Raw genomic sequence first — 21,412 nt, 5'->3', positions numbered from 1 at the left:
CTCCTCAGGGCAGCAAAGTCTCATAAGTACAGTCTAGTCGGTCTTTGAAGGCTTGTGTCCGCAATTGGCGCCACAACCTTTCGGCTCTGGCACCGGGTCCAGCCCGCCATCTGAATACGGGTGGCAACGCAGCAGGCGCCGTGTACCCAGCCAAAGTCCCTTGAGAGCGCCGTGTACCCGGATGGCTTCGATCATGTAGCTGGAGCAGGTAGGGTAAAAACGGCAGTTGCTGCCCATGACGGGGCTGATCAGAAGTTGATACAGGCGTACGAGCCCGATCAGCAGATGGGACAACAGGGTTTGGATCAGTGACATGGGCACCTCGTCAGCATGATCTCTGATCATAGACGTTCGACTGTCGGGGGGCCAGTCTCCAGTGCAATGAAAGCAGGGAGCCGTTTGGCTCCCTGCTACAGGTCAGCTCTAGCTGTCGAGCTCCAGCACGGACAGTGTACGGGCGCGAACTTTTTCCAGCAGTTCGGCATCGTCCGTCAGGCTCTGACCATAGGAGGGAACCAGCTCGCGGATCTTGTCCTGCCAGCCAGCTTCCTGCATACGGTCAGCATAGCAGCGCTCCACAATGCTCAGCATGGCGCTGACGGCGGTGGAAGCGCCCGGCGAGGCACCCAGCAGGGCAGCCAGACTGCCGTCTGCGGAGGTAATGACCTCGGTTCCGAACTCCAGTTTGCCGGCAGTATCGGTACCCGGCTTGATGATCTGGACACGCTGCCCGGCGTACGACAGTTCCCAGTCACCGTCTTTGGCTTCGGGGAAGAAGTTGCGCAGTGAGTCAACGCGGGAGGTGTGTGACTGCATCACTTCGCTGATCAGGTAACGGGTCAGGTCCATGTTGTTCTTGGCCACGGACAGCATCGGCTTCAGGTTGCTCATGCGGATGCTGCAGGGCAGATCCATAAAGGAACCCTGCTTGAGGAACTTGGTGGTGAAACCGGCAAAGGGACCAAACAGCAGGGCTTTCTTGCCATCAATCACACGGGTATCCAGGTGCGGAACCGACATGGGAGGCGCACCGATGGGCGCCATACCGTATACCTTGGCCAGGTGCTGTTCGATGATTTCAGGACGCTTGCAGACCAGCCACATGCCGCTTACGGGGAAGCCGCCGTACCCCTTGCCTTCCGGAATGCCCGATTTTTGCAGCAGCGGCAGAGCGCCACCGCCGGCACCGAGGAACACAAAGCGGCTGTTGATCACTTCCTTCTGGCCACCCTGGGTACTTTTCAGGGTGACGTTCCAGCTGCCGTCAGGCTGTTTGTCCAGATCTTCAACCACACGGCCGAGCATCAGTTCAAAATTATCCTGCTGCTCCAGGTGTGTCACCATGTTGCGTGCCAGCTGGCCGAAGTTGACATCGGAGCCGTAGCGCACGCGGGTCGCCGCAAGCTTTTCGTCCGGCTGGCGATCCTTCATGATCAGCGGCATCCACTCGCGCAGAGTGTCATGGTCTTCGGTGTACTCCATGTCGCGGAAGCAGTGGTGCTGGACCAGTGCCGCATGGCGCTTGCGCAGGAACTCGACGTTTTTTTCGCCCCAGACGAAGCTGCAGTGAGGTGTCGGGTTGATGAACTCTTTCGGGGAGGGCAGTTTGCCTTGCTCCACCAGGTAGGACCAGAACTGCAGGCTGACTTCAAACGCTGTGTTGATTGCGAACGCCTTGGTCGTATTGATACTGCCGTCAGGCTGCTGCGGAGTGTAGTTCAGCTCGCAGTAGGCAGCGTGACCGGTACCGGCATTGTTCCAGCCATCAGTACTTTCATGGGCAACATGGTCGAGCCGTTCGACCATGCCAATCTTCAGGGCCGGGTCCAGCTGTTTGAGTATCATCCCGAGGGTGGTACTCATTGCGCCGGCGCCGACGAGCAGTACATCTACAGTTTTAGTGGTCATAAGAGTTCGCCATTTGGTCGTAAACAATGGGATTGAGAGACCGCAAAAGGTGGCTTTTGGCGCGTCCAGTCAGGTGTGTTCACTGAGGACTTTTGCGTCTCACTGCTCCGGCTATCCTCCGATTGGGTGATGCGCTGAGCAGATTGCTTGATCATTTACGCTTAGTACTTTGGTGCGGTGCATTATATTCAACTGTCGACAGAAGAAAACACAGAGGGCTTTCCGGTCTGCTGTCCGGTCGGCTGTCATCAGGCTGTAACCCGCGCCACTGTGGCGCTGAGGGTCATTTTTAGACTTTGGTCTGTCAGAATGGAAACAGAGAGTTGCAGCGGGCAAAGTGCCCGCCGCATTTTGATCATTATCAGAGGTGTTCTTCGGCGTATTCGGCCAAGCGTGAGCGGAAGATGCCTTCGAAGTGCACGCTGGCGGCGCCTTCAAAGTTACGGAAACGCTCCACGATATAGGTCAGGCCCGAGGTGAGTGGGGTCAGATAGTTGGAGTCGATCTGCGCCAGGTTGCCCAGGCAGACCATCTTGGTGCCCTTGCCACAGCGGGTCAGAATGGTTTTCAGCTGCTGAGGCGTCAGGTTCTGGGCCTCATCGATCAGCACGATGGCATTCTGGATGCTGCGACCGCGGATGAAGTTCAGCGACTTGAACTGGATATTGGCCTTCTCGATAGCGTACTTGACGCTGCTCTGGGGGCGTTCGTCCTGCTCGTGCATCGCTTCCAGGTTGTCGTTGATTGAACTCATCCAGGGCGTCATTTTTTCTTCTTCGGTGCCGGGCAGGAAGCCGATATCTTCAGCGACCGGGGGCGTGGAGCGCGTCACGATAATCTTGTTGAAGCGCTGCTCCTCAATCACCATCTCCAGTGCACAGGCCAGCGCGATCAGGGTTTTGCCGGAGCCGGCGGCGCCCAGCAGGATGCTGAGGTCCACTTCCGGGTCCATCAGCGACTGCATGGCGAAGGCCTGCTGCAGGTTGATTGGCTGAATCCCCCAACACACCTGATCCATCAGGCGCTCATAACCCAAGTCCAGCAGGGTAACACTGGTTTCGTCCACGGACTCGGTGCGGGCGGCAAAGTCCTTGCTGTCGTCAAAAATGTACTCGTTCGGGTAGGTGTCGGGCAGCAGGCTGCGGTCCACCTTGTGGTAGGTGCGGCCGTCTTTCTGGAAGCTGTCGACCTTCTCGACGCGCTCCCAAAACGGGCTGTCCAGGTGGTGGTGGCCGGCCGGAAGCATCTCCACATCACTGACCAGCTGGTCGGTACGATAGTCCTCAACGCGCTGTAGCCCCGCACCCATGGCCTTGAGGCGCATGTTGATATCCTTGGTGACGAGGATGATCTGGCGGTGCGGGAAGGTCGCCTGCAGATGCAGGGCGCAGTTGATGATTCGGTTATCCTTGTTGCTCATGTCCGGCAGGAAGCCCTGCCGATTGGTCAGCTCATGATCCGGGAAGATGGACAGCTTGCCGAGCTTCTGTTCACGGTCCTTGCCCGCAAGCTGGATGCGCACCCCCTTGGTAATCTGGCCTGCATTGGTAGCCGTGGAGAGGATGTCATCAATTACCCGGATGGCATGACGCGCTTCCTGGGCAACACTCTGTTTGCGGTCCTTGATGGAGTCCATCTCCTCAAGCACGGTCATCGGTATGGTGATGTCCTGCTCCTTGAACTGGAACAGGCATTTGGGATCGTGAAGCAGAACGTTGGTGTCGAGGATGTAGAGTTTGGATGCAGACATCGGAAGGCTTCCTTGTACGACTGGCTTCAGGTTCAAACTAATTCAAGCCCCGCGCAAATACAATCCAAACACCCCGTTATTTCCGCAGCTGGTTCCTGTAACCCCTTGTTCATCAAACAGTAGTAAATCTGCGTATCAGGGTTCATAGTTAAATGGCACGAACCACTCTGGTGCGTGTGAGACAGGTTCGACAGGAACAAGGAGGTCAGTATGATGACCGAGCATTTCATCTCCTCCAGTGTGACACCGCTGGATAACCTGGATGTTCTCTCGCCTTTTGAGGTGGCACGACTGCAGGACAAGAGCCAGGGTGGCCTTTACTCGCTTTTTCGTCAGTGCGCACTGGCGGTATTGAACTGCGGCAGCGAGCTCGACAGTACGCGTCAGGTGCTGAACCGCTTCCGTGAATTTGATGTCCAGATCAGCCAGAAACACCGAGGCGTTCAGCTGGACTTGATCAACGCGCCTGCAACGGCATTTGTAGACGGTGAACTGATACAGGGGATTAATGAGCACCTGTTCGCGGTGGTGCGGGATCTGCTGTATGTGGCGGACAAGGTCGAAAGCTGCTGTGAAGGGCTGGATCCCTCGGCGATGATCACCAATCAGGTGTTCAACATGTTGCGTCACGCGGATGCGCTGCGCCCGCACGTAAAACCCAATCTTGTCGTGTGCTGGGGCGGGCATTCCATACAGCACGAGGAATATGAATACACCAAGCGGGTGGGGTATGAGTTGGGCCTGCGCGGCCTGAATATCTGTACCGGCTGTGGCCCCGGTGCCATGAAGGGGCCGATGAAAGGTGCCACCATCGCCCATGCCAAGCAGCGTATTGCCAATGGGCGCTATGTGGGGATTTCCGAGCCGGGCATCATCGCGGCCGAGTCACCCAACCCGATTGTCAACGAACTCATCATCATGCCGGACATTGAGCGTCGTCTGGAGGCCTTTGTGCGGCTGGGGCACGGGTTTGTGGTATTTCCGGGAGGTGTGGGTACGGCTGAGGAGATCCTGTATATCCTTGGCATTCTGCTGCAGGATGAAAACCGTGAGCACCCGTTCCCGCTGATTTTTACCGGACCGGCTGGCAGCGAAGCCTACTTCGATACCGTCGACAGCTTTATCCGGGCTACGCTTGGCGAGCGAGCGGCGAGCCTGTATGAGGTGGTAATCGATGATCCGCACGAGGTGGCCGAGCGCATGCGCGCGGGGCTGGAGACCGTAACCGATTTCCGCAAGACAACAGGGGAGGCCTACCACTTCAACTGGCAGCTTAAAATTCCCTATGCGCTGCAGCAGACATTTGAGCCAACCCATGACGCGATGCGACAGCTGTTGCTGTCTCGGCAGCAGTCCGAGCACGCACTGGCGGCTCAGTTACGCTGTGCCCTGTCGGGCATTGTGGCAGGGAATGTGAAAGAGCCCGGTATCCGTGCGATCGAGGAGCATGGCCCCTTCCAGTTGCACGGCGAGTCTGAAGTGATCAAGGAACTGGACAAGCTGCTGCAGGCGTTTGTTAATCAGCGCCGAATGAAGATCAACCATGAGGAATACGAGCCCTGCTTCGAGCTGGCATCCTGAACGGCACAGGCCCGGCGGGTAAGCCCCGGGCCTTGGTGCTGCACCGCGTCAGCAGGTATGATACGCGCTTTGTTCGAAGAGTATCGTAGTTGCGACGTAAACTGGTTCTTACCCTCACGACGACGCGGGGGTCCCGACAGATATTCCTGCACCAGCTGCTGGCCTGGCTGCTGCTGATTTTCCTGCTGCTGTCTGCAGCCAGCTTCTTCGTGTCCAACTGGCTGCTGGTCAAGACTCAGGACGACCTTGTGAGCCTTGAGCGAAACCACGAGGCCTTGAACGAGCAGTATCAGCTTTTGCTGGGCACTCAGCGGTTATACATTTCCGAACTTGGCGACCTGGGTGAGTCCCTCAACAGCCTCAGCAGCGAATATGCCAAGCTGAAAGAAGAGAACGCGCTCATGGGGTCCAGCCTGAGTGATCTTGAGTCGCGCCTGGGGCTTTCCGACCGGGGCAGTGCTCAGACGCTCGAGCAGCGTATCGAACTGGCGCAAGTGGCAGCGCGGCAGCGCCTGTTCATGCTGCACAGCATCCCCAACGGCGTGCCCATTGAAGCTGAGCAGATCAATGACAGCTATGGCATGCGCATGCACCCCATCCTGAAACGTCGCAAGATGCATAACGGAATGGACTTCAAGGCCGACCGGGGGACGCCGGTCTATGCGACGGCCGACGGTGTGGTGGAATATGCCGGCTATCGCAAGGGGAGCGGCTTTGGCAACCTGGTGGTTTTGCAGCATAATTTCGGCTTCAAGACTTACTATGCTCACCTGCAGAAGGTGTTGGTCAAGAGTGGAACCTTCGTGAGTAAGGGGCAGAAAATTGCTCTGAGCGGTAACAGCGGGCGCTCCACCGGTGCTCACCTTCACTACGAGGTACGCCACCTGTACCGGCCGTTGAACCCGAAACCCTTTATGCAGTGGGGACTGGAAAACTTTGATCTTTTGTTTACCGATGTCGAGGACATACCTTGGGAATCCTTAAGCGCAATGTATCCGCTCAATCAGGCCGGTCCGCAGTAACGATCGTGGCCAGAGGCAACCGGCTTCAGGGTGAGCTGCAGGTGACCGGCAGGCTGCATGTTGACGGAGTACTGGAAGGTTATGTTGACTCGTCGGACGACTTGGCGGTGGGCCGTCAGGGGGTCGTAAGAGGGACAGTGCGTGCGCGCCAGGTAACGGTTAACGGTACGCTCGAGGGCGAGCTTCATTGTGACTCCCTGCATATTGAAAAGGGAGGGCGTGTGAGTGCTCGGGTATACAGCGATGAACTGATTGTTGATCCTCAGGCCTCCTTTGTCGGTGAGCGCAGAATGCAGCAGCGGGCGGAGTTGCCCCCGGGGAGTGACACTGAAGCGGATGACGATTGTCTGGAAGGGCTTGATTACCAGTTGATTGATACGCTGCCTGACCGCATTACCCTCAGCAGGGGAGAGGATGACTGATGTGTGAACTTCTGGGCATGAGCGCCAATGTTCCGACCGATATCTGTTTCAGCTTTACCGGCCTAATGCAGCGTGGCGGACGCACCGGTCCGCACCGTGACGGTTGGGGTATCGCCTTCTACGAGGGTAAGGGGCTGCGCTGCTTTCATGATCCTGAACCCAGTGCCGATTCCCGTATCGCCAGCCTGGTGGCCGACTATTCCATTAAAAGCCGAGTGGTGATCAGCCATATTCGACAGGCCAATGTGGGGTCGGTCTGTCTGGAGAATACGCACCCGTTCAGTCGTGAACTCTGGGGTTACACCTGGACCTATGCGCACAACGGTCAGCTTGATCCGTCACTGTTTGACAGGCCTCTGCACTATTATCGGCCGGTCGGGACCACCGACAGCGAGTATGCCTTCTGCTGGCTGCTGGACCAGATTCGTGAACGTTACCCGGAGCCTCCTGACGATTTGGAAGCACTGCAGACGTTTATCCATGGCTGTTGTGAGCGGCTGCGGGGCTTGGGCGTCTTCAACATGTTGCTGAGCGAGTCGACCCACCTGTTCTGCTATTGCAGCACCAAGCTGGCCTGGATTACCCGTCGTTCGCCGTTTGGAGAAGCGCGCCTGAAAGACTGCGAGGTCAGTGTCGACTTTGGAGCCGAAACGACCCCGGACGATGTGGTTACGGTGATTACCACGGAGCCGCTGACGGATAACGAACGCTGGGAAAAACTGGATACCGGTGAGATGATCGTATTCGTGGATGGTGAGGTCGTGGGCCGGCACAGGAGCTAGAATATGGCGCAGCCGCCGAGTGAGTACTTGTCGCTGTCGGGTTTACTGAATGATCTGGCGCGCAGCTACGATGAAAAACCTGCGTGCGGCCACCTGGGTGCCTCGATCAGCTTTGCCGATCTTGAGCGACTCTCGCGCCGTTTTGCAGCCTGGGTTCAGCATGATACGGACCTGAAGCCGGGGGACCGTATCGCGATTCAGCTTCCCAACATCATGCAGTACCCGGTTGTGCTTTTTGGGGCGCGACGGGCCGGGCTGGTGGTGGTGAATACCAGCCCATTGAGTTGTGATGACGAGTTGATCAGGCAGTTGCGTGACAGTGAAGCACGTATGCTCGTGACCACGAACTACCTTGCCCGCGAGACACGTCGTCGCCTTGAACACACCCCGGTAGAGTACCTCGTGACGACTCAGATTGCAGACCTGCATCCGGCTCCGGGGCGCTGGGCGATCAACCTTGCACTGCGAGTCAGGCTGCAAGGCTTCAGGGCATTGATGCCGCAAAAATGGAGAAGCCCGCAGGTGCTGCACTGGCGCTTTGAAGCCGTGATGCAGCGCGGCTCACGCTTGATATGGCAACCGCCCGATGTAGAAACGGCCAACCCTCTGGCCCTGTTGCAATATACGGGTGGCACAACGGGGCCTTCCAAAGGCGCCATGTTGACCGAGCAGGCGCTGTTGGCAAACCTCGGGCAGTTGCGCTCACGCATTGACCCCTTCTGTTCCGAAGGGCAGGAGCGTCTGCTGCAACCGCTTCCGCTTTATCATATCTATGCCTTCATGCTGACCCTGGTGCTGCTGAGCCGTGGTGCTTATGTGGAGCTGGTGCCTGATCCGCGTCGTATGCGAGCGTTGGTCAAAACCTGGGACCGGCTGCAGCCGACCGTACTCGCGGGCATCAATCCGCTGTTTATTCATCTCTGCCAGCAGCCCGAGTTTCAGCGCCTGGACTTTGCCAGTCTGAAGTTAACCATATCCGGTGGAATGGCATTGACCCGTTCAGTGGCAGAGCGCTGGTATCAGGTCACGGGTCATCAGATCTGCGAAGGCTACGGGCTGACCGAATGCTCTCCGGTGGTCAGCGTTAACCGTCCTGACAAAGTCAGGCTCGGGTCGGTCGGCGAGCCTTTGCCGGATACCGCTGTCATGATTACCGATGAGCAGGGGCGTGAACTGCCCAGGGGGGAAACCGGCCGTATCCTGGTGCGGGGGCCCCAGCTGATGCAGGGCTATTGGCGACAGGCCGAAGAAACGCGGGCCGTCATGCAGTCCGGTTTTTTGGATACGGGGGATATAGGGCTGATTGATGCGGCAGGTCACCTCAAAATCATTGATCGGCGCAAGGAAATCATCAATGTGTCGGGATTCAAGGTGTATCCCAGTGAACTGGAAGACGTGATCGCCTGCCATCCGGATATTCTGGAGTGTGCCGCCATCGGGCTGCCGGACAGTGCTACCGGAGAGCAGATCAAGCTCTACGTGGTGCCTGCTACCAATCAGTTAACCATCAAGCAGGTGCGTGACTATTGCCGCGAGCGGCTGACGGCCTACAAGGTGCCCAAGTCCGTCGAGTTCTGTCGCAGTCTGCCGCGCACGGCCATTGGCAAGGTATGTCGGCGCCGCCTGCGGGAACGGGCAAGCGTGGCGCGTACGCTGCATTAGAAATAAGCAGTGGTATATGGATAATGGCACCCTTTCATGATCAGTAACAGGGCAGGCCAGTTTGTCTCAGCGAATCAGCACTCTCGAACAACAGCTTCAACACTGTCGTATTGCCGACCGCTTTCCTATCCGGCGCCGTCTGCGCACCTTGCGCGAACAGTCGCAGCCGAATGAAAACCAGCTGGCGCAGCTGGAGGCCCGGGTCGAGGCGTCGATAGAGCGAGTCGAAACGCTCAAGCAGACCGGTACTGTACCTGAGTACCCTGACCTCCCGGTATCCGCTCGCCGTGAAGAGCTGCTCGATGCCATACGTGACAACCAGGTGGTGGTGATTGCGGGCGAGACCGGATCGGGCAAAACCACTCAGATCCCCAAGTTGTGCCTCGAGCTGGGGCTGGGGTGTTACGGCATGATTGGCCATACTCAGCCGCGCAGGCTCGCTGCGCGCACGGTGGCCTCGCGCATAGCGGAAGAGTTGAAAACCCCGCTGGGTGAGCGCGTAGGCTATCAGGTGCGCTTTCACGATCAGGTGTCGGACAGTACACAGGTCAAGTTGATGACCGATGGTATCCTGTTGGCGGAAACCCAGCATGACCGCTTTCTTGAACAGTACGAAGTCCTGATCATCGATGAGGCGCATGAACGCAGCCTCAATATCGATTTCTTGCTGGGCTATATCAAGCGCATACTGCCACGTCGACCTGATCTCAAGGTCATCATTACCTCGGCCACAATCGATCTTGAGCGTTTCTCCAAACATTTCGATAACGCCCCGGTGATCGAAGTATCCGGGCGTACCTACCCGGTTGACGTGTTGTACCGCCCGCTGCATGAAATGGAAGCAGACGATGAGAAGGCGGTCGATCTGCAGCAGGGGATTCTGGCTGCCGTCGATGAGCTGATCGCCATTGATCTGGAAAAGCGCAGTGGTGGCCCCGGGGATATTCTGGTGTTCCTGCCCGGCGAGCGTGAAATTCGTGAAACCGCTGATACGCTGCGCAAGGCGAATCTGCGGGATACCGAGGTGATACCGCTCTATGCCCGGCTCTCGCTGGCCGAACAGAATCGCGTGTTTCATGAGCAGCGCAAGGCCGGTCGGCGTATTGTGCTGTCGACCAACGTGGCTGAAACCTCGCTGACGGTGCCGGGCATCCGCTACGTGATCGATCCTGGTCAGGCACGTATCTCACGCTACAGCGTGCGTTCAAAGGTGCAGCGCCTGCCGGTTGAGGCGGTGTCTCAGGCCAGTGCCAATCAGCGCGCGGGGCGCTGTGGCCGTGTGGCGCCGGGCGTCTGTATTCGCCTCTACTCGGAGGAGGATTTTCAGTCCCGCCCCGCGTTTACCGATGCCGAGATTCGTCGCACCAATCTGGCGGCGGTCATCTTGCAGATGCTCCAGCTTCGGCTGGGAGATATTCGCGACTTTCCCTTTGTAGACCCGCCGGATACCCGGCTGATCAATGATGGCTTCAAACTGCTGGAGGAGCTGGGTGCGGTCGATGCCAAGCGGAAAATGACCAAAATCGGCCGCCAGTTGGCAAGGCTGCCGGTTGATCCGCGCATCGCGCGTATGGTGATTGAAGCCGCTCATCGTGGCGCACTGAAGGAGGTGTTGGTCATTGCCAGTGCCTTGAGCGTACAGGATCCGCGTGAACGTCCACATGACAAGCGTCAGGCGGCAGATCAGAAGCATGCCGAGTACGCCGACGAAGAATCCGACTTCATGACGCTGTTGAATCTGTGGCAGCTTTGGCATGAGCAGCGTGACGAATTAAGCCAGAACCAGTTGCGTCGCTGGTGTCAGAAGCGTTTTCTCTCGTTCATGCGCTTGCGTGAGTGGCGCGACGTTCACCGTCAGTTACATATCAGTATCCGTGAGCTGAACCTGCGTGAAAACGATGAGCCAGCCGAGTACCGCGATATTCATACATCCTTGCTGGCCGGCCTGCTGAGCCATATCGGTTTCAAACAGGAGAGGGGGGAATATCTGGGTGCGCGCAATCGTCGCTTCAAGATCTTTCCGGGCTCCGGTGTGTTCAAGAAAGCCCCCAAGTGGATAGTTGCAGCCGAGCTGCTGGAAACCAGTCAGCTTTTTGCCCATCAGGTGGCGCGTATCGAACCGGAATGGATTGAGCCGCTGGCCAAACACCTGGTCAAGCGCAACTGGTCGGAGCCGCGCTGGGAGAAGAAGCGGGCACAGGTGATAGCCAATGAACAGGTGAGCCTCTTTGGTGTGATCATCGTGCCCAAGCGGAAGGTCAATTATGGTGCCATCGACCCCGAAACATCCCACGAGATCTTCATACGCAGTGCACTGGTGGAAGGGGAGTACAGCACGCGCGCACCGTTTTTTCAGCATAACCGGGAGCTGCTCGCCAGTGTTGAATTGCTTGAGGACAAGTCCCGTCGCCGTGACCTGCTGGTGGATGAGGAGCAGCTGTATCAGTTTTACGCCGAACGTTTCACCGAGCTGAACGGTACCCATGTGGTCAATGGCAAGGGGTTTGAGCACTGGCGCAAGCAGGTTGAACAACAGGACCCCAATGCCCTGTTCATGCAGGAAAAGGATGTGCTTCAGCGTGACAGCGACCATGTGTCGGATAACCTCTATCCGTCATCGTTGATGCTGGATGGGGTCGAGCTTGCGCTGAGCTACCGGTTCGAGCCGGGTGCGGACGACGATGGCGTTACACTGAACATCCCGCTGGCGCTGTTGAGGGTGGCGCCGTTGCAGAGAATGGAGTGGCTGGTGCCGGGGCTGCTGGAAGAGAAAACTGTTGCGGTCCTGAAAGGGCTGCCCAAACAGCTGCGCAAGCATTTTGTGCCTGTACCCAATTACGCCTCAGCCTTCTGTGAAGCGGCCGCCTTTGGCGAAGGAAGCTTTTATGAGGCGTTGTCCTTGCAGTTGCTGCGCATGACCGGTACCCGGGTTGAGGCAGATACCTTGCGTCAGGTCGAGCTGGAGCCGCATCTGCGCTTCAATATTCGTCTGCTGGATGAGCAGGGTAAAACCCTGGGCATGGGGCGTGACTGGGATAAGTTGAACCAGCGCTTTGGGGACCGTGCGGAAGCCGCCTTGCAGGCAGGGCCTTCTGAACACTGGGGGCAGGATGACCTGACCGCCTGGACGTTCGGGGAGCTGCCGAGTGTCGTCTCGCTGAAGCAGGCAGGCGGTATTGAGGTCGATGCCTGGCCTGCGTTGATTGATCAGGGCGCCAGTGTGCAATTAAAAGTATTGCCCTCGACCGATATGGCAAAGCGCGAAAGCGTAAAAGGCGTGGCGCGTCTTTTATTGCTGGCCATGCCGGCTCAGCAGTTGAAATACCTGCGCCGTGAGCTGCCGAAGCTGAACGAAAGCGTGATTCTGACCGGCAAGCTGTTTGACCGCCGCAGCCTGGAAGACGACGCGCTGCTGCTGGCGGCGATTCGGGCGGCGGGGCTTTCACGGGAAAGCCTGCCGCGTGATGCCGAGCAGTTTCAGGCGTGCCTAAAGCGGATGCGGTCAGAAATGAGTGACCAGTTGCAGTCCATCGGGCAATTTATTCATCGCTGTCACCGAGCCGTACATACTATTAATAAGCAGCTGAACCGGCGCAATCTGAACTTGCAGGCTGTGCCGGTACTGAATGACATTAAACAGCAGTTGGCTGAGCTAATGGTGCCGCATTATCTGGTCGAGACCGATCTGGAGTGGCTGGATGAACTGCCGCGCTATCTTGAGGCGATTGAACTGCGCCTGGAAAAATATGCCCGTGATCTGCGGCAGCAGGTTTTATGGTCGGAGGAGCTGGCCGAATGGCGCGTGAAGTATCTGAAAAAGGTTAAAGAGTACGACAGCCGACATGAGCGACCGGAAAGGCTCATTAAAATGCGCTGGATGCTGGAAGAATATCGCGTCTCGCTGTTTGCCCAACAATTGGGGACGCGAGAAACCGTTTCAAACAAGCGGTTGCGTCAACTGCTGCAGACACTTTGAACAGTAGTCCAGTCCTGCTGGATGCGGGGACTTGATGGGTATCAAGATTATTCACCAAATCCCCGTATTTAGAGGGCTGTAAGGGGTTGTTAAGCGTCAGGGGGTGTGGTGTAATGCCCCCAATTTAGGTGGTTGCTCAGTCGACGCGGGCCTCAAATCTCGCAAAGGATGGCAATTACCAGGCAGCATCGCAGACTTTCGTGTTGAAAAAACTCATGTTTTTACATTCACTGGTTTGCAATAAACTGGATTTATAGTATTTTTCTTGTAGCGCTATTAGTGCTGAGAAAAACTAGAATTCACTACTAGTATGTTGAATGAAGGGGAAATGTTGATGAAAAAGTCACTGATTGCTCTGGCTGTTGCTGGTGCCATGACTGCTCCGATGGTCGCTCAGGCTGACGCGACTCTGTACGGCTCTCTGCGCGTGAAGATGGTTGACACCGATACTGTTGACATGGATATCGCTGACAACTCTTCTCGTATTGGTATCAAGGGCTCTTCTGAGCTGTTCTCTGGTGCCAAGGCTATTTACCAGTTCGAGCAGGCTGTTAACTCTGAAGCTGGTGCTTGGAGCGGTGGTCGTCTGTCCTACATCGGTGCTACCGGCGACTTCGGTACTGCTCAGGTAGGTCGCATGTGGACTCCGTACGCACTGTGGACTGTGTTCACTACTGATATCGTTGATAACGGTACCAGCGGTAACACTGGTTACGTAATCGGTGCGCACCGTACTCCGGAAACCCTGGCTTACATTTCGCCTGACATGGGTGGTTTCCAGGTAGCGGCTGCTGTTCTGACTACTGATACTGACGCTACTCAGGACGATGAAGTTGCTAACAACGCTTCCGTTGACGTTGCTCACGTTGCTGCCAAGTACGCGATGGGCGGTTTCACTGGTGCTGTGTCTTACCTCGGCTATGATGATGATGCTTCCAAGTTCGGTGGCAGCACATACGACGACGTAACATCTGTAGGTCTGTCCTACAGCATGGACGCTCTGTACCTGGGTGCTCGTTACGAAAACCGTGATATGGTTGCTGGCGACGACCAGGATGCTTGGGAAGTTGCTGGTTCTTACACCATGGGCAACACCAAACTGCTGGCTAACTACACTGACGACGACGCTAACGACGACGAGAAATGGTCTGTTGAAGCTCAGCAGAAGCTGGGTAAACAGGCTCGCGTCTTCGCAGCTTACGTTGACCACGGTGATGACAGCATCGGTAACGGTGTTGAGCTGGGCTACCGCGTAGACTTCTAATATTATTTATAGAAGAAGTTGATCTAAAAAAGGCTCCCCAGGGAGCCTTTTTTGTGTCTGTGAATAGTGTGGCGTGTGTGCCTGCTTGCTTGTTGTATGGTAGATTTAGGGATGAATGATGCTTCAGCCAGTTAAGGAAAAAAGATGCTGACTTATTTGCGTAGAAGTTTTCTTGTATCCGGTGTCGTGGTTGCCGGTGTGCTTCCTTTGAGTGTTGGAGCAGGGGAGTATGATCCTTTGGAAGGCTTCAATCGTTCAATATATGCGTTTAACGAGAAGCTTGATCGGTATGCTGTAAAGCCGCTGGCCAAAAGCTACCGATATATCACGCCTGATATCGCAGAGACGGCTGTCAGCAATTTTTTCGATAATATCGGTGATGTTGGTAGTCTCGTAAATAACCTCTTGCAGTTTAAGTTTGAAGCGGCTGGTCAGACTGCTGCACGCTTGGCATTTAACACCACCTTTGGAATTGGTGGGCTGATTGATTTCGCTTCCTATGCTGGCGTAAAAGAGCATCCAGAAGACTTCGGCCAGACCCTTGGGTATTGGGGTGTTGAAAGTGGCCCGTACCTGGTGCTGCCGTTCTTTGGCCCGAGCAATGTGCGTGATGGCGTTTCTCTGTTTGTGGATGCCAGTATCGATCCGGTCGGCGATGTTGATCACGTACGTACGCGCAACAGTCTGTATGGCCTGCGTCTGCTTGATACCCGCAGCCGGCTGCTGCAGGCAGAGCAGATCATTACGGGCGACAAATACAGCTTCGTCCGTGATGCTTACATGCAGCGCCGTGAGTTCCTGATCAATGATGGAACGGTTGAGGTCCAGTACGATCAGGACTTCTAACGCCTGTAGATCCTGATTAGCTTGCAAGCCACATGTCTTGCGACTACTGTGGAGGTTCATATGTCAGTTTTTGAGATCATGGCTGATTAATGGGCCTCCACGACCAGCGTGTTTTACTGTTGTCTGCTAATGCAGCGACCACCGGCAGAATCTTCGAGCTCTGTGAATCCTGCGACCATCAGCGTCTGACGCTGGTCCACTGCGTTGATGTGGATGAGGTCGAACAGCAGCTTGAACACTTTCCCATCTCTCTGTTGATCTTTGATCTGGCGTCTGTCGGCTCCAGCATCACCATGGATGCCTTTGCTCAGCGCTTGAGCCCCAAGCCGGTTGTGGCCTTGATTGCTGAAGGCACCGCCGAGCACCTTGTGGCAGCACTGCGTAACGGTGCCGATGATGTCTATGTAGTGGGTGAACTGGATCTGCACCCTGATCTGTTTATCCGCTCCATTGAGCGGCAGCTTAAACGGGCGCGCTATATTGAAGAGGTGAATGGACTGCGCGACAGTCTGGAGCGCAGTCTGGATGAGTTGCGCGATGACCAGCATGCAGCGCAGCAGGTGCAGCTTAATCTGCTGCCCCCGGCCTCACAGCGCATTAATGGCCTGTCCTTCGACTATGTGCTCAAACCCTCCCTGTTGCTGAGCGGCGATTTTGTAGATGCCTTCCCGATCAGTGATGACTTGACACTGTTTTATTTGGCTGATGTATCCGGCCATGGCGCGTCTTCGGCACTGGTGACGGTGTTGTTGAAAAACATGACTCACAGGTTGCTGCGCAACTATCGGCGCCATTCCAGTTTTGACATCCTGTCGCCTGTTTCAACGCTTGAGCGCATCAATCGTGAGATGCTTCTGACCTCGCTGGGCAAGCACTTGACCATGTTTGTGGGCCTTTATCATCACCATGAGCAGCGACTGGAATATGCGGTAGGCGGTCATCACCCGCTGCCTGTTCTGCGACAAAAAGGCGAAGTGCGCTATCTTGAAGGGAAGGGGATGCCGCTGGGGCTGTTTGAGCAGCCGGTTTTTGAGGCGTTTTCATGTGAGCTGTCAGACGCGTTTGAGATCAGCGTCTTCTCCGATGGTATCCTTGAAGTCATTGAGGCTGACTCTCTGGCAGAAAAAGAAGCGCTGCTGCTCGGTTTGTGCGAGCAGGAATGGGACTCGCCAGAGCAGTTTTTGCAGAGTATGATGCCCGACGATGATCGGGATGAAAGCCCGGATGATGTTGCGATTCTAAGAGTGCGTAGAGACGCTTTATGAGTGATGGCGCGATTTACTATGCGTGTCGTGACGGGCACTATGTATTGAAGTTCTTCGGTGATGTGCGTTTGACGCTCTGCTCGACCATTGAGCGTCATCTGGACTCGGTGCTGGAGCGTGACAATATTACCGACAGCTTGGTCGATCTGACCGAGACCGACAATATTGACAGCACCTCGCTTGGATTGATCGCGAAACTGGCGATCAAGGCCGAGAAAAAGGGTATGCCCAAGCCAACACTGGTCTCGACCAGTGAAGATATCACGCGTGTGCTGCTCAGTATGGGGTTTGATCAAGTGTTCGTGCTGGTGCCTGAACTGCCTTCCGATCGGTGTGAGTTGAAACAGGTGCCCTTCGTTCAGGAATCTGAAGAGGAAGTGCGCGCGCGGATTCTGGATGCGCACAAGGTGCTGAGCGAACTCAACGACAGTAACCGTGAAGCCTTCAAGGATCTGGTGGCAACGCTTGAGAACTGTCATTAACAGCTCTCAAGCGTGCTTCAGTCTTAAGCCTCTTTCAGCAGCTGTTCCAGCTTGATCTGGTCAGCAGCAAAATTACGAATCCCTTCCGCCAATTTTTCCTGAGCCATGACATCTTCATTCATCTGCCAGCGGAACTGGCTTTCTGTCAGCTGTGTCTTGGCATCGTCGCTGCTCGTACCGGGTTTCAGTCGCTGGGGCAGCGGGCTGTCATCCTCGGCCAGTGCCTGCATCAGTGCCGGGCTGATCGTGAGTCGATCACAGCCTGCCAGCGCCTGGATCTCGCCCGTATTTCTGAAACTGGCCCCCATCACGACAGTGTCGTAGGCGTGGGTTTTGTAGTAGCGATAGATGCGGCTGACGGACTGCACGCCGGGGTCGCGCTCAAAGCTGAAATCCGCTTCCGGCTGGCGCTGTTTATGCCAGTCCAGAATGCGTCCCACAAAGGGTGAGATCAGGTAGATGCCCGCATCGGCACAGGCCTGTGCCTGTGCAAAGCTGAACAGCAGTGTCAGGTTGCAGTTAATGCCCTCACGCTCCAGTTGGCGGCCAGCTTCAATGCCTTCCCAGGTTGAGGCAATCTTGATCAGCACGCGTTCTTTGGGAATGCCCAGCGCTTCATACTGATTAATGATCGAGTGGGCCTTTGCGATCGTTGCCCGGGTGTCAAAGGAGAGGCGAGCGTCTACTTCAGTCGAGATGCGTCCGGGGATCAGACCGCAGACTTCGCGACCGATCAATACACCGAAGCGCTCTGTCATCTGTTCAACTGAGCAGGTGCTCTCTGTGGCAAAGCTGCGCGCCTCCTGCAGCAGCTCTGAATACTTGCTGTCCTGCGCAGCTTTCAACAGAAGCGACGGGTTTGTGGTTGCGTCAACCGGTTGGTAGGTGCGAATCGCATCGATATCGCCGGTGTCGGCAACCACGGTTGTCATCTGTTTCAGTTGTTGCAGTTGATCCATCAGTGAAAGTCCTGTTGTAATCGAAATGGTCGGCTTAACCCTGTACCAGAGCCAGTGCCGCACGAAAGGTGTCTACGGCGGCATCCCGTTTGTGGCCGTTTTCGCTCAGGTAGCGCCTGAATTGCTTGCCGCCTCGCTGGCCATGGAAAAGCCCCAGCAGGTGTTTCACGACAGCGTATAGAGGCGCGCCTTGAGCCAGTCGGCGCTCCAAATGGGGTATAAAGGCTTCGGCTGTTTCCAGTCGGCTGGGTATTGCGTGGTCGTCCCCAAAGTAACGGCTGTCGACTTGGCTCAGCAGGGGCCAGGGGTTCTGGTAGGCCTCGCGGCCAATCATGACACCATCAACCTGTTGCAGGTGTGTGTCACACTCTTCAAGTGTTTTGATGCCGCCGTTGATCACCACCTCCAGCTCAGGGAACAGCTGCTTGATGCGATACACGCGGTCATACATCAAAGGTGGAATGTCGCGGTTTTCCTTGGGGCTCAAACCATCCAGAATGGCTTTGCGGGCGTGAATGGTAAAACTTGTACACCCGCTCTGTTTCACCGTCTCGACAAAACGGTGCAGGTGCTCAAAGCTGTCCAGGTCATCAATGCCCAAACGATGCTTGACCGTTACCGGGATATGCACGGCGGCCTGCATCTCTGCCAGGCACTCGGCAACCCGCTCCGGAAACTCCATCAGGCAGGCGCCGATCATGTTGTTTTGGACACGATCACTGGGGCAGCCAACGTTAAGGTTCACTTCGTCATAGCCCCACTCCTGTGCCATGCGGGCGCAGGTAGCCAGTTCTTTGGGGTTACTGCCGCCGAGCTGGAGCGCAACCGGATGTTCACTGGCATCGTAGTCCAGGTGCCGTGCGGCATCGCCGTGAATCAGCGCGCCAGTGGTCACCATCTCGGTATAGAGAAGCGTGTGACGTGACATGAGGCGGTGGAATACCCTGCAATCAGAAGTAGTCCAGTCCATCATCGGCGCTACGCTGAAGCGTCGATTCACTGTATCCCGCGTGGTGTGTGGCTTTGAGCCTGATTCTGCAGCACTTTTTACTGTTGCGTTTTCGTTCATTTTTGCCCGTTTTGTGCTATTTTTCCGGCTCAGTTGTCCCGCGATTTGTCCCCGGCTGCCACCTTGGACAAGTCATGTCATACTGCATGAGTAAGCTTGGCACTTCGCTTCTGGAGGTGAAGAAGCTGTCGTGCTGCTCTCATGAAGTTAATATGAGGTGATATAAAGCAAGCTCAGTATTCTAACATGTCTACAGCAAGGAATAGAGTGATATAAGGGGTTGGCTTACATGGCTCTGAAAAATGTTGAGTGCATGTTATCTCGATGAGGACAAACTGAATTCATATCACAATCGACGGAGTCTTAAGTGATAGTGACCAAAGCGACAGGACTTGCGCGCTTTTATCATGCCACCCGCTATTCATGGAAAGGCCTGAAGGCAGCGTACCGATCCGAGCCCGCTTTTCGTTATGAAGCCTGGGTCGCTCTGGCCCTGTTGCCGGTCGCCTTTTGGCTGGCAGAGTCCGGTCTACAGCTGGGTTTGCTGGTCAGTTCATTGCTGCTGGTGTTGACCATGGAGCTGATTAACACGGCCGTAGAAGCCGTGGTGGACCGTGCAGGCACCGAGTTCAATACGCTGGCCGGCCTGGCCAAGGACCTGGGGTCCGCAGCCGTGCTCTTCTCCCTGTTGATCGTAGCGGTCATCTGGGGCGGCGTAATCTTCGATAATCTCATTGCAGCCTGAATTGGCGGGGTTGGCATAGTCGCTGACCCGGTCAAGAGGCTATAATTCACCATTTTACTCAACCACAACAGGACCGAGTACAGGAAATATGACTGTTCGCACCCGTGTAGCGCCGTCTCCTACCGGCGATCCGCATGTCGGCACCGCCTATATCGCACTGTTCAACCTCGCCTTTGCCCGCCAGCACGGCGGTCAATTCATTCTCCGTATCGAGGATACCGACCAGACACGCAGTACCGATGAGTCTGAACAGGCGATTCTGGACTCGCTGCGCTGGCTGGGCCTTGAGTGGGATGAGGGGCCTGATGTCGGTGGCGAATATGGACCCTACCGCCAGAGTGAGCGCAAGGACATGTACAAGGACTTTGCCATGCGCCTGGTGGAAGAGGGTACTGCCTTTTTGTGCTTCCGTACTGCGGAAGAGCTGGATGAGCTGCGTGAAAGCCGCAAGGCCGAAGGCAAGCATACCGCGCTGAAACAAAGCGACCTTGAGCTGCCGCAGGCAGAAGTGGAGCGTCGCATGGCCGAGGGCATGCCCTACGTCGTGCGCATGAAGGTGCCGGAAGAGGGCGTCTGCGTCATCGACGACATGCTGCGCGGCCCGATCGAGCTTGACTGGGGGCAGGTGGATGCTCAAATCCTGCTCAAATCCGACGGCATGCCGACCTATCACCTGGCCAATGTGGTAGACGACCACCTGATGAAGATCACGCACGTGATCCGTGGTGAGGAGTGGATCAACTCGGCACCCAAACACAAGTTGCTGTACCAATACTTCGGCTGGGACATGCCGCAGCTGTGCCACATGCCGCTGCTGCGCAACCCGGACAAGTCAAAGCTGTCCAAGCGCAAGAACCCGACCAGCATTCTCTACTACCAGCGTATGGGGTATCTGCCGGAAGCGCTGCTGAACTATCTGGGCCGTATGGGTTGGTCCATGCCGGATGAGCGAGAGAAGTTCAATCGGGATGAGATGTTTGCCAGCTTTGATATTCAGCGCGTGTCCCTGGGGGGGCCGGTATTCGATCAGGAAAAGCTGAGCTGGTTGAACGGCCTGTGGATCCGTGAAGAACTGACAACCGAGCAGTTTGCCGAACAGATGCAGAAGTGGGCGCTGAACCCTGAGTACCTGATGCAGATTATCCCGCTGATTCAGCCTCGAGTGGAGAAGTTCTCCGATGTCGCGCCTCTGGCCGGGTTCTTCCTGAGCGGGATGCTGCCGATCAGTGCGGCGGACTTCGAACACAAGAAGCTGGATTCCGAGCAGGTGCAGCGCATTCTGCAATTCAGTGTCTGGCACCTGGACCAGCAGCGTCACTGGGACCGTGACACCCTGTTTGCCGAGCTGAAAGGACTGGCAGACGGCATGGAGCTGAAGATACGTGATTTCCTGTTCCCGCTGTTTGTCGCCATTGCCGGCACCTCGCAGAGTGTATCGGTTGTAGATGCCATGTCGATCCTGGGACCGGATATGACACGTGCGCGCCTTCGCCATGCACTGGAAATCGCAGGGGCGCCTTCCAAGAAGGCAACCAAGCGGCTCGAGAAGGAGTATCGTGCGCTAAGCGCATGATTAGACTGAATATTTGGTGTCACTTTTTGGTAAAAAAGTGTTTGACACCTCAGGGTGGGGCGATTAATATACGCCCCGTCCTGTGACGAGGGGCCTTAGCTCAGCTGGGAGAGCGCAACACTGGCAGTGTTGAGGTCAGCGGTTCGATCCCGCTAGGCTCCACCAA

At 56.2% G+C, this 21,412-nt stretch carries 17 protein-coding genes and 1 tRNA gene; 13 read left to right on the top strand and 5 right to left on the bottom strand.

Going from position 1 to position 21,412, the window contains the following annotated elements; genetic code table 11:
* Nucleotides 1-33 precede the first annotated feature (33 nt).
* From yidD to H9C73_RS12170, 3 genes are all read right to left on the bottom strand, one after another.
* Complete coding sequence (yidD, locus tag H9C73_RS12180) at nt 34-315, bottom strand: membrane protein insertion efficiency factor YidD (RefSeq protein WP_209288101.1); 282 nt, start codon at nt 313-315, stop codon at nt 34-36.
* A 108-nt stretch (nt 316-423) separates the two neighbouring features.
* On the bottom strand, nt 424-1,935 hold the full coding sequence (gene mqo / locus H9C73_RS12175; RefSeq protein ID WP_268927239.1) for a malate dehydrogenase (quinone): 1,512 nt from the start codon (nt 1,933-1,935) through the stop codon (nt 424-426).
* A 334-nt stretch (nt 1,936-2,269) separates the two neighbouring features.
* Nucleotides 2,270-3,658 (bottom strand): PhoH family protein, encoded by a 1,389-nt coding sequence (locus H9C73_RS12170; RefSeq protein ID WP_209288099.1) that lies wholly within the window; start codon nt 3,656-3,658, stop codon nt 2,270-2,272.
* Nucleotides 3,659-3,868: 210 nt separating this feature from the next.
* On the opposite strand from H9C73_RS12170, the gene ppnN reads away from it, so the two are divergent.
* The 10 genes from ppnN (at nt 3,869) to H9C73_RS12120 (ending at nt 16,960) form a co-directional block, all read left to right on the top strand.
* The gene (gene ppnN, locus H9C73_RS12165; protein ID WP_236014260.1) at nt 3,869-5,239 is read left to right on the top strand and encodes a nucleotide 5'-monophosphate nucleosidase PpnN; all 1,371 of its coding nucleotides are present in this window, start codon (nt 3,869-3,871) and stop codon (nt 5,237-5,239) included.
* A gap of 89 nt (nt 5,240-5,328) precedes the next feature.
* Nucleotides 5,329-6,261, top strand: a complete 933-nt coding sequence (locus tag H9C73_RS12160) for a M23 family metallopeptidase (RefSeq protein WP_209288098.1) — start codon at nt 5,329-5,331, stop codon at nt 6,259-6,261.
* A 5-nt stretch (nt 6,262-6,266) separates the two neighbouring features.
* A complete protein-coding gene (locus tag H9C73_RS12155) occupies nt 6,267-6,683 on the top strand; it encodes a bactofilin family protein (RefSeq protein ID WP_209288097.1) in 417 nt (138 codons plus the stop codon).
* On the top strand, nt 6,683-7,465 hold the full coding sequence (locus H9C73_RS12150; RefSeq protein ID WP_209288096.1) for a class II glutamine amidotransferase: 783 nt from the start codon (nt 6,683-6,685) through the stop codon (nt 7,463-7,465). Before H9C73_RS12155 ends, H9C73_RS12150 begins: the two co-directional genes overlap by 1 nt.
* Before the next feature lie 3 nt (nt 7,466-7,468).
* Nucleotides 7,469-9,127, top strand: coding sequence for an AMP-binding protein (locus H9C73_RS12145; RefSeq protein WP_209288095.1), 1,659 nt, complete (start codon nt 7,469-7,471; stop codon nt 9,125-9,127).
* Nucleotides 9,128-9,188: 61 nt separating this feature from the next.
* The gene (gene hrpA, locus H9C73_RS12140) at nt 9,189-13,103 is read left to right on the top strand and encodes an ATP-dependent RNA helicase HrpA (RefSeq protein WP_209288094.1); all 3,915 of its coding nucleotides are present in this window, start codon (nt 9,189-9,191) and stop codon (nt 13,101-13,103) included.
* Between the two features lie 334 nt (nt 13,104-13,437).
* Complete coding sequence (locus H9C73_RS12135) at nt 13,438-14,367, top strand: porin (RefSeq protein WP_236014258.1); 930 nt, start codon at nt 13,438-13,440, stop codon at nt 14,365-14,367.
* 144 nt (nt 14,368-14,511) lie between these two features.
* Complete coding sequence (locus H9C73_RS12130) at nt 14,512-15,213, top strand: MlaA family lipoprotein (protein ID WP_209288092.1); 702 nt, start codon at nt 14,512-14,514, stop codon at nt 15,211-15,213.
* 119 nt (nt 15,214-15,332) lie between these two features.
* Nucleotides 15,333-16,478, top strand: a complete 1,146-nt coding sequence (locus H9C73_RS12125; RefSeq protein ID WP_209288091.1) for a PP2C family protein-serine/threonine phosphatase — start codon at nt 15,333-15,335, stop codon at nt 16,476-16,478.
* The gene (locus H9C73_RS12120) at nt 16,475-16,960 is read left to right on the top strand and encodes an STAS domain-containing protein (protein ID WP_209288090.1); all 486 of its coding nucleotides are present in this window, start codon (nt 16,475-16,477) and stop codon (nt 16,958-16,960) included. Before H9C73_RS12125 ends, H9C73_RS12120 begins: the two co-directional genes overlap by 4 nt.
* A gap of 23 nt (nt 16,961-16,983) precedes the next feature.
* On the opposite strand, the gene tal is transcribed toward H9C73_RS12120, so the two are convergent.
* Nucleotides 16,984-17,919 carry a transaldolase gene (tal, locus tag H9C73_RS12115; RefSeq protein ID WP_328797977.1) on the bottom strand — a complete coding sequence of 312 codons (936 nt, stop codon included), beginning with the start codon at nt 17,917-17,919 and terminating at the stop codon, nt 16,984-16,986.
* Between the two features lie 34 nt (nt 17,920-17,953).
* A complete protein-coding gene (gene dusA / locus H9C73_RS12110; RefSeq protein ID WP_407944012.1) occupies nt 17,954-18,892 on the bottom strand; it encodes a tRNA dihydrouridine(20/20a) synthase DusA in 939 nt (312 codons plus the stop codon).
* 403 nt (nt 18,893-19,295) lie between these two features.
* Between dusA and H9C73_RS12105 the strand changes: the two genes are divergently transcribed.
* From H9C73_RS12105 to H9C73_RS12095, 3 genes are all read left to right on the top strand, one after another.
* Complete coding sequence (locus tag H9C73_RS12105) at nt 19,296-19,673, top strand: diacylglycerol kinase (RefSeq protein ID WP_209288088.1); 378 nt, start codon at nt 19,296-19,298, stop codon at nt 19,671-19,673.
* A gap of 88 nt (nt 19,674-19,761) precedes the next feature.
* On the top strand, nt 19,762-21,246 hold the full coding sequence (gene gltX / locus H9C73_RS12100) for a glutamate--tRNA ligase (RefSeq protein ID WP_209288087.1): 1,485 nt from the start codon (nt 19,762-19,764) through the stop codon (nt 21,244-21,246).
* A gap of 89 nt (nt 21,247-21,335) precedes the next feature.
* Nucleotides 21,336-21,411, top strand: a tRNA-Ala gene (locus tag H9C73_RS12095).
* Nucleotide 21,412: the final 1 nt, after the last annotated feature.

The sequence above is a fragment of the Marinobacterium alkalitolerans genome (assembly GCF_017776525.1).
Classification (GTDB): Bacteria; Pseudomonadota; Gammaproteobacteria; order Pseudomonadales; family Balneatricaceae; genus Marinobacterium; species Marinobacterium alkalitolerans.
The sequence above is the reverse complement of the archived record's forward strand: the minus strand, read 5'-3'. Positions and strand labels throughout refer to the sequence as shown.

Coding starts and splice junctions, on each gene's coding strand:
- H9C73_RS12170 (WP_209288099.1), bottom strand. CDS start 3,658: ATGTCTGCATCCAAACTCTACATCCTCGACACCAACGTTCTGCTTCAC.
- tal (WP_328797977.1), bottom strand. CDS start 17,919: ATGGATCAACTGCAACAACTGAAACAGATGACAACCGTGGTTGCCGAC.
- yidD (WP_209288101.1), bottom strand. CDS start 315: ATGTCACTGATCCAAACCCTGTTGTCCCATCTGCTGATCGGGCTCGTA.
- gltX (WP_209288087.1), top strand. CDS start 19,762: ATGACTGTTCGCACCCGTGTAGCGCCGTCTCCTACCGGCGATCCGCAT.
- ppnN (WP_236014260.1), top strand. CDS start 3,869: ATGATGACCGAGCATTTCATCTCCTCCAGTGTGACACCGCTGGATAAC.
- H9C73_RS12130 (WP_209288092.1), top strand. CDS start 14,512: ATGCTGACTTATTTGCGTAGAAGTTTTCTTGTATCCGGTGTCGTGGTT.
- H9C73_RS12150 (WP_209288096.1), top strand. CDS start 6,683: ATGTGTGAACTTCTGGGCATGAGCGCCAATGTTCCGACCGATATCTGT.
- H9C73_RS12120 (WP_209288090.1), top strand. CDS start 16,475: ATGAGTGATGGCGCGATTTACTATGCGTGTCGTGACGGGCACTATGTA.
- dusA (WP_407944012.1), bottom strand. CDS start 18,892: ATGATGGACTGGACTACTTCTGATTGCAGGGTATTCCACCGCCTCATG.
- H9C73_RS12135 (WP_236014258.1), top strand. CDS start 13,438: ATGAAAAAGTCACTGATTGCTCTGGCTGTTGCTGGTGCCATGACTGCT.
- H9C73_RS12145 (WP_209288095.1), top strand. CDS start 7,469: ATGGCGCAGCCGCCGAGTGAGTACTTGTCGCTGTCGGGTTTACTGAAT.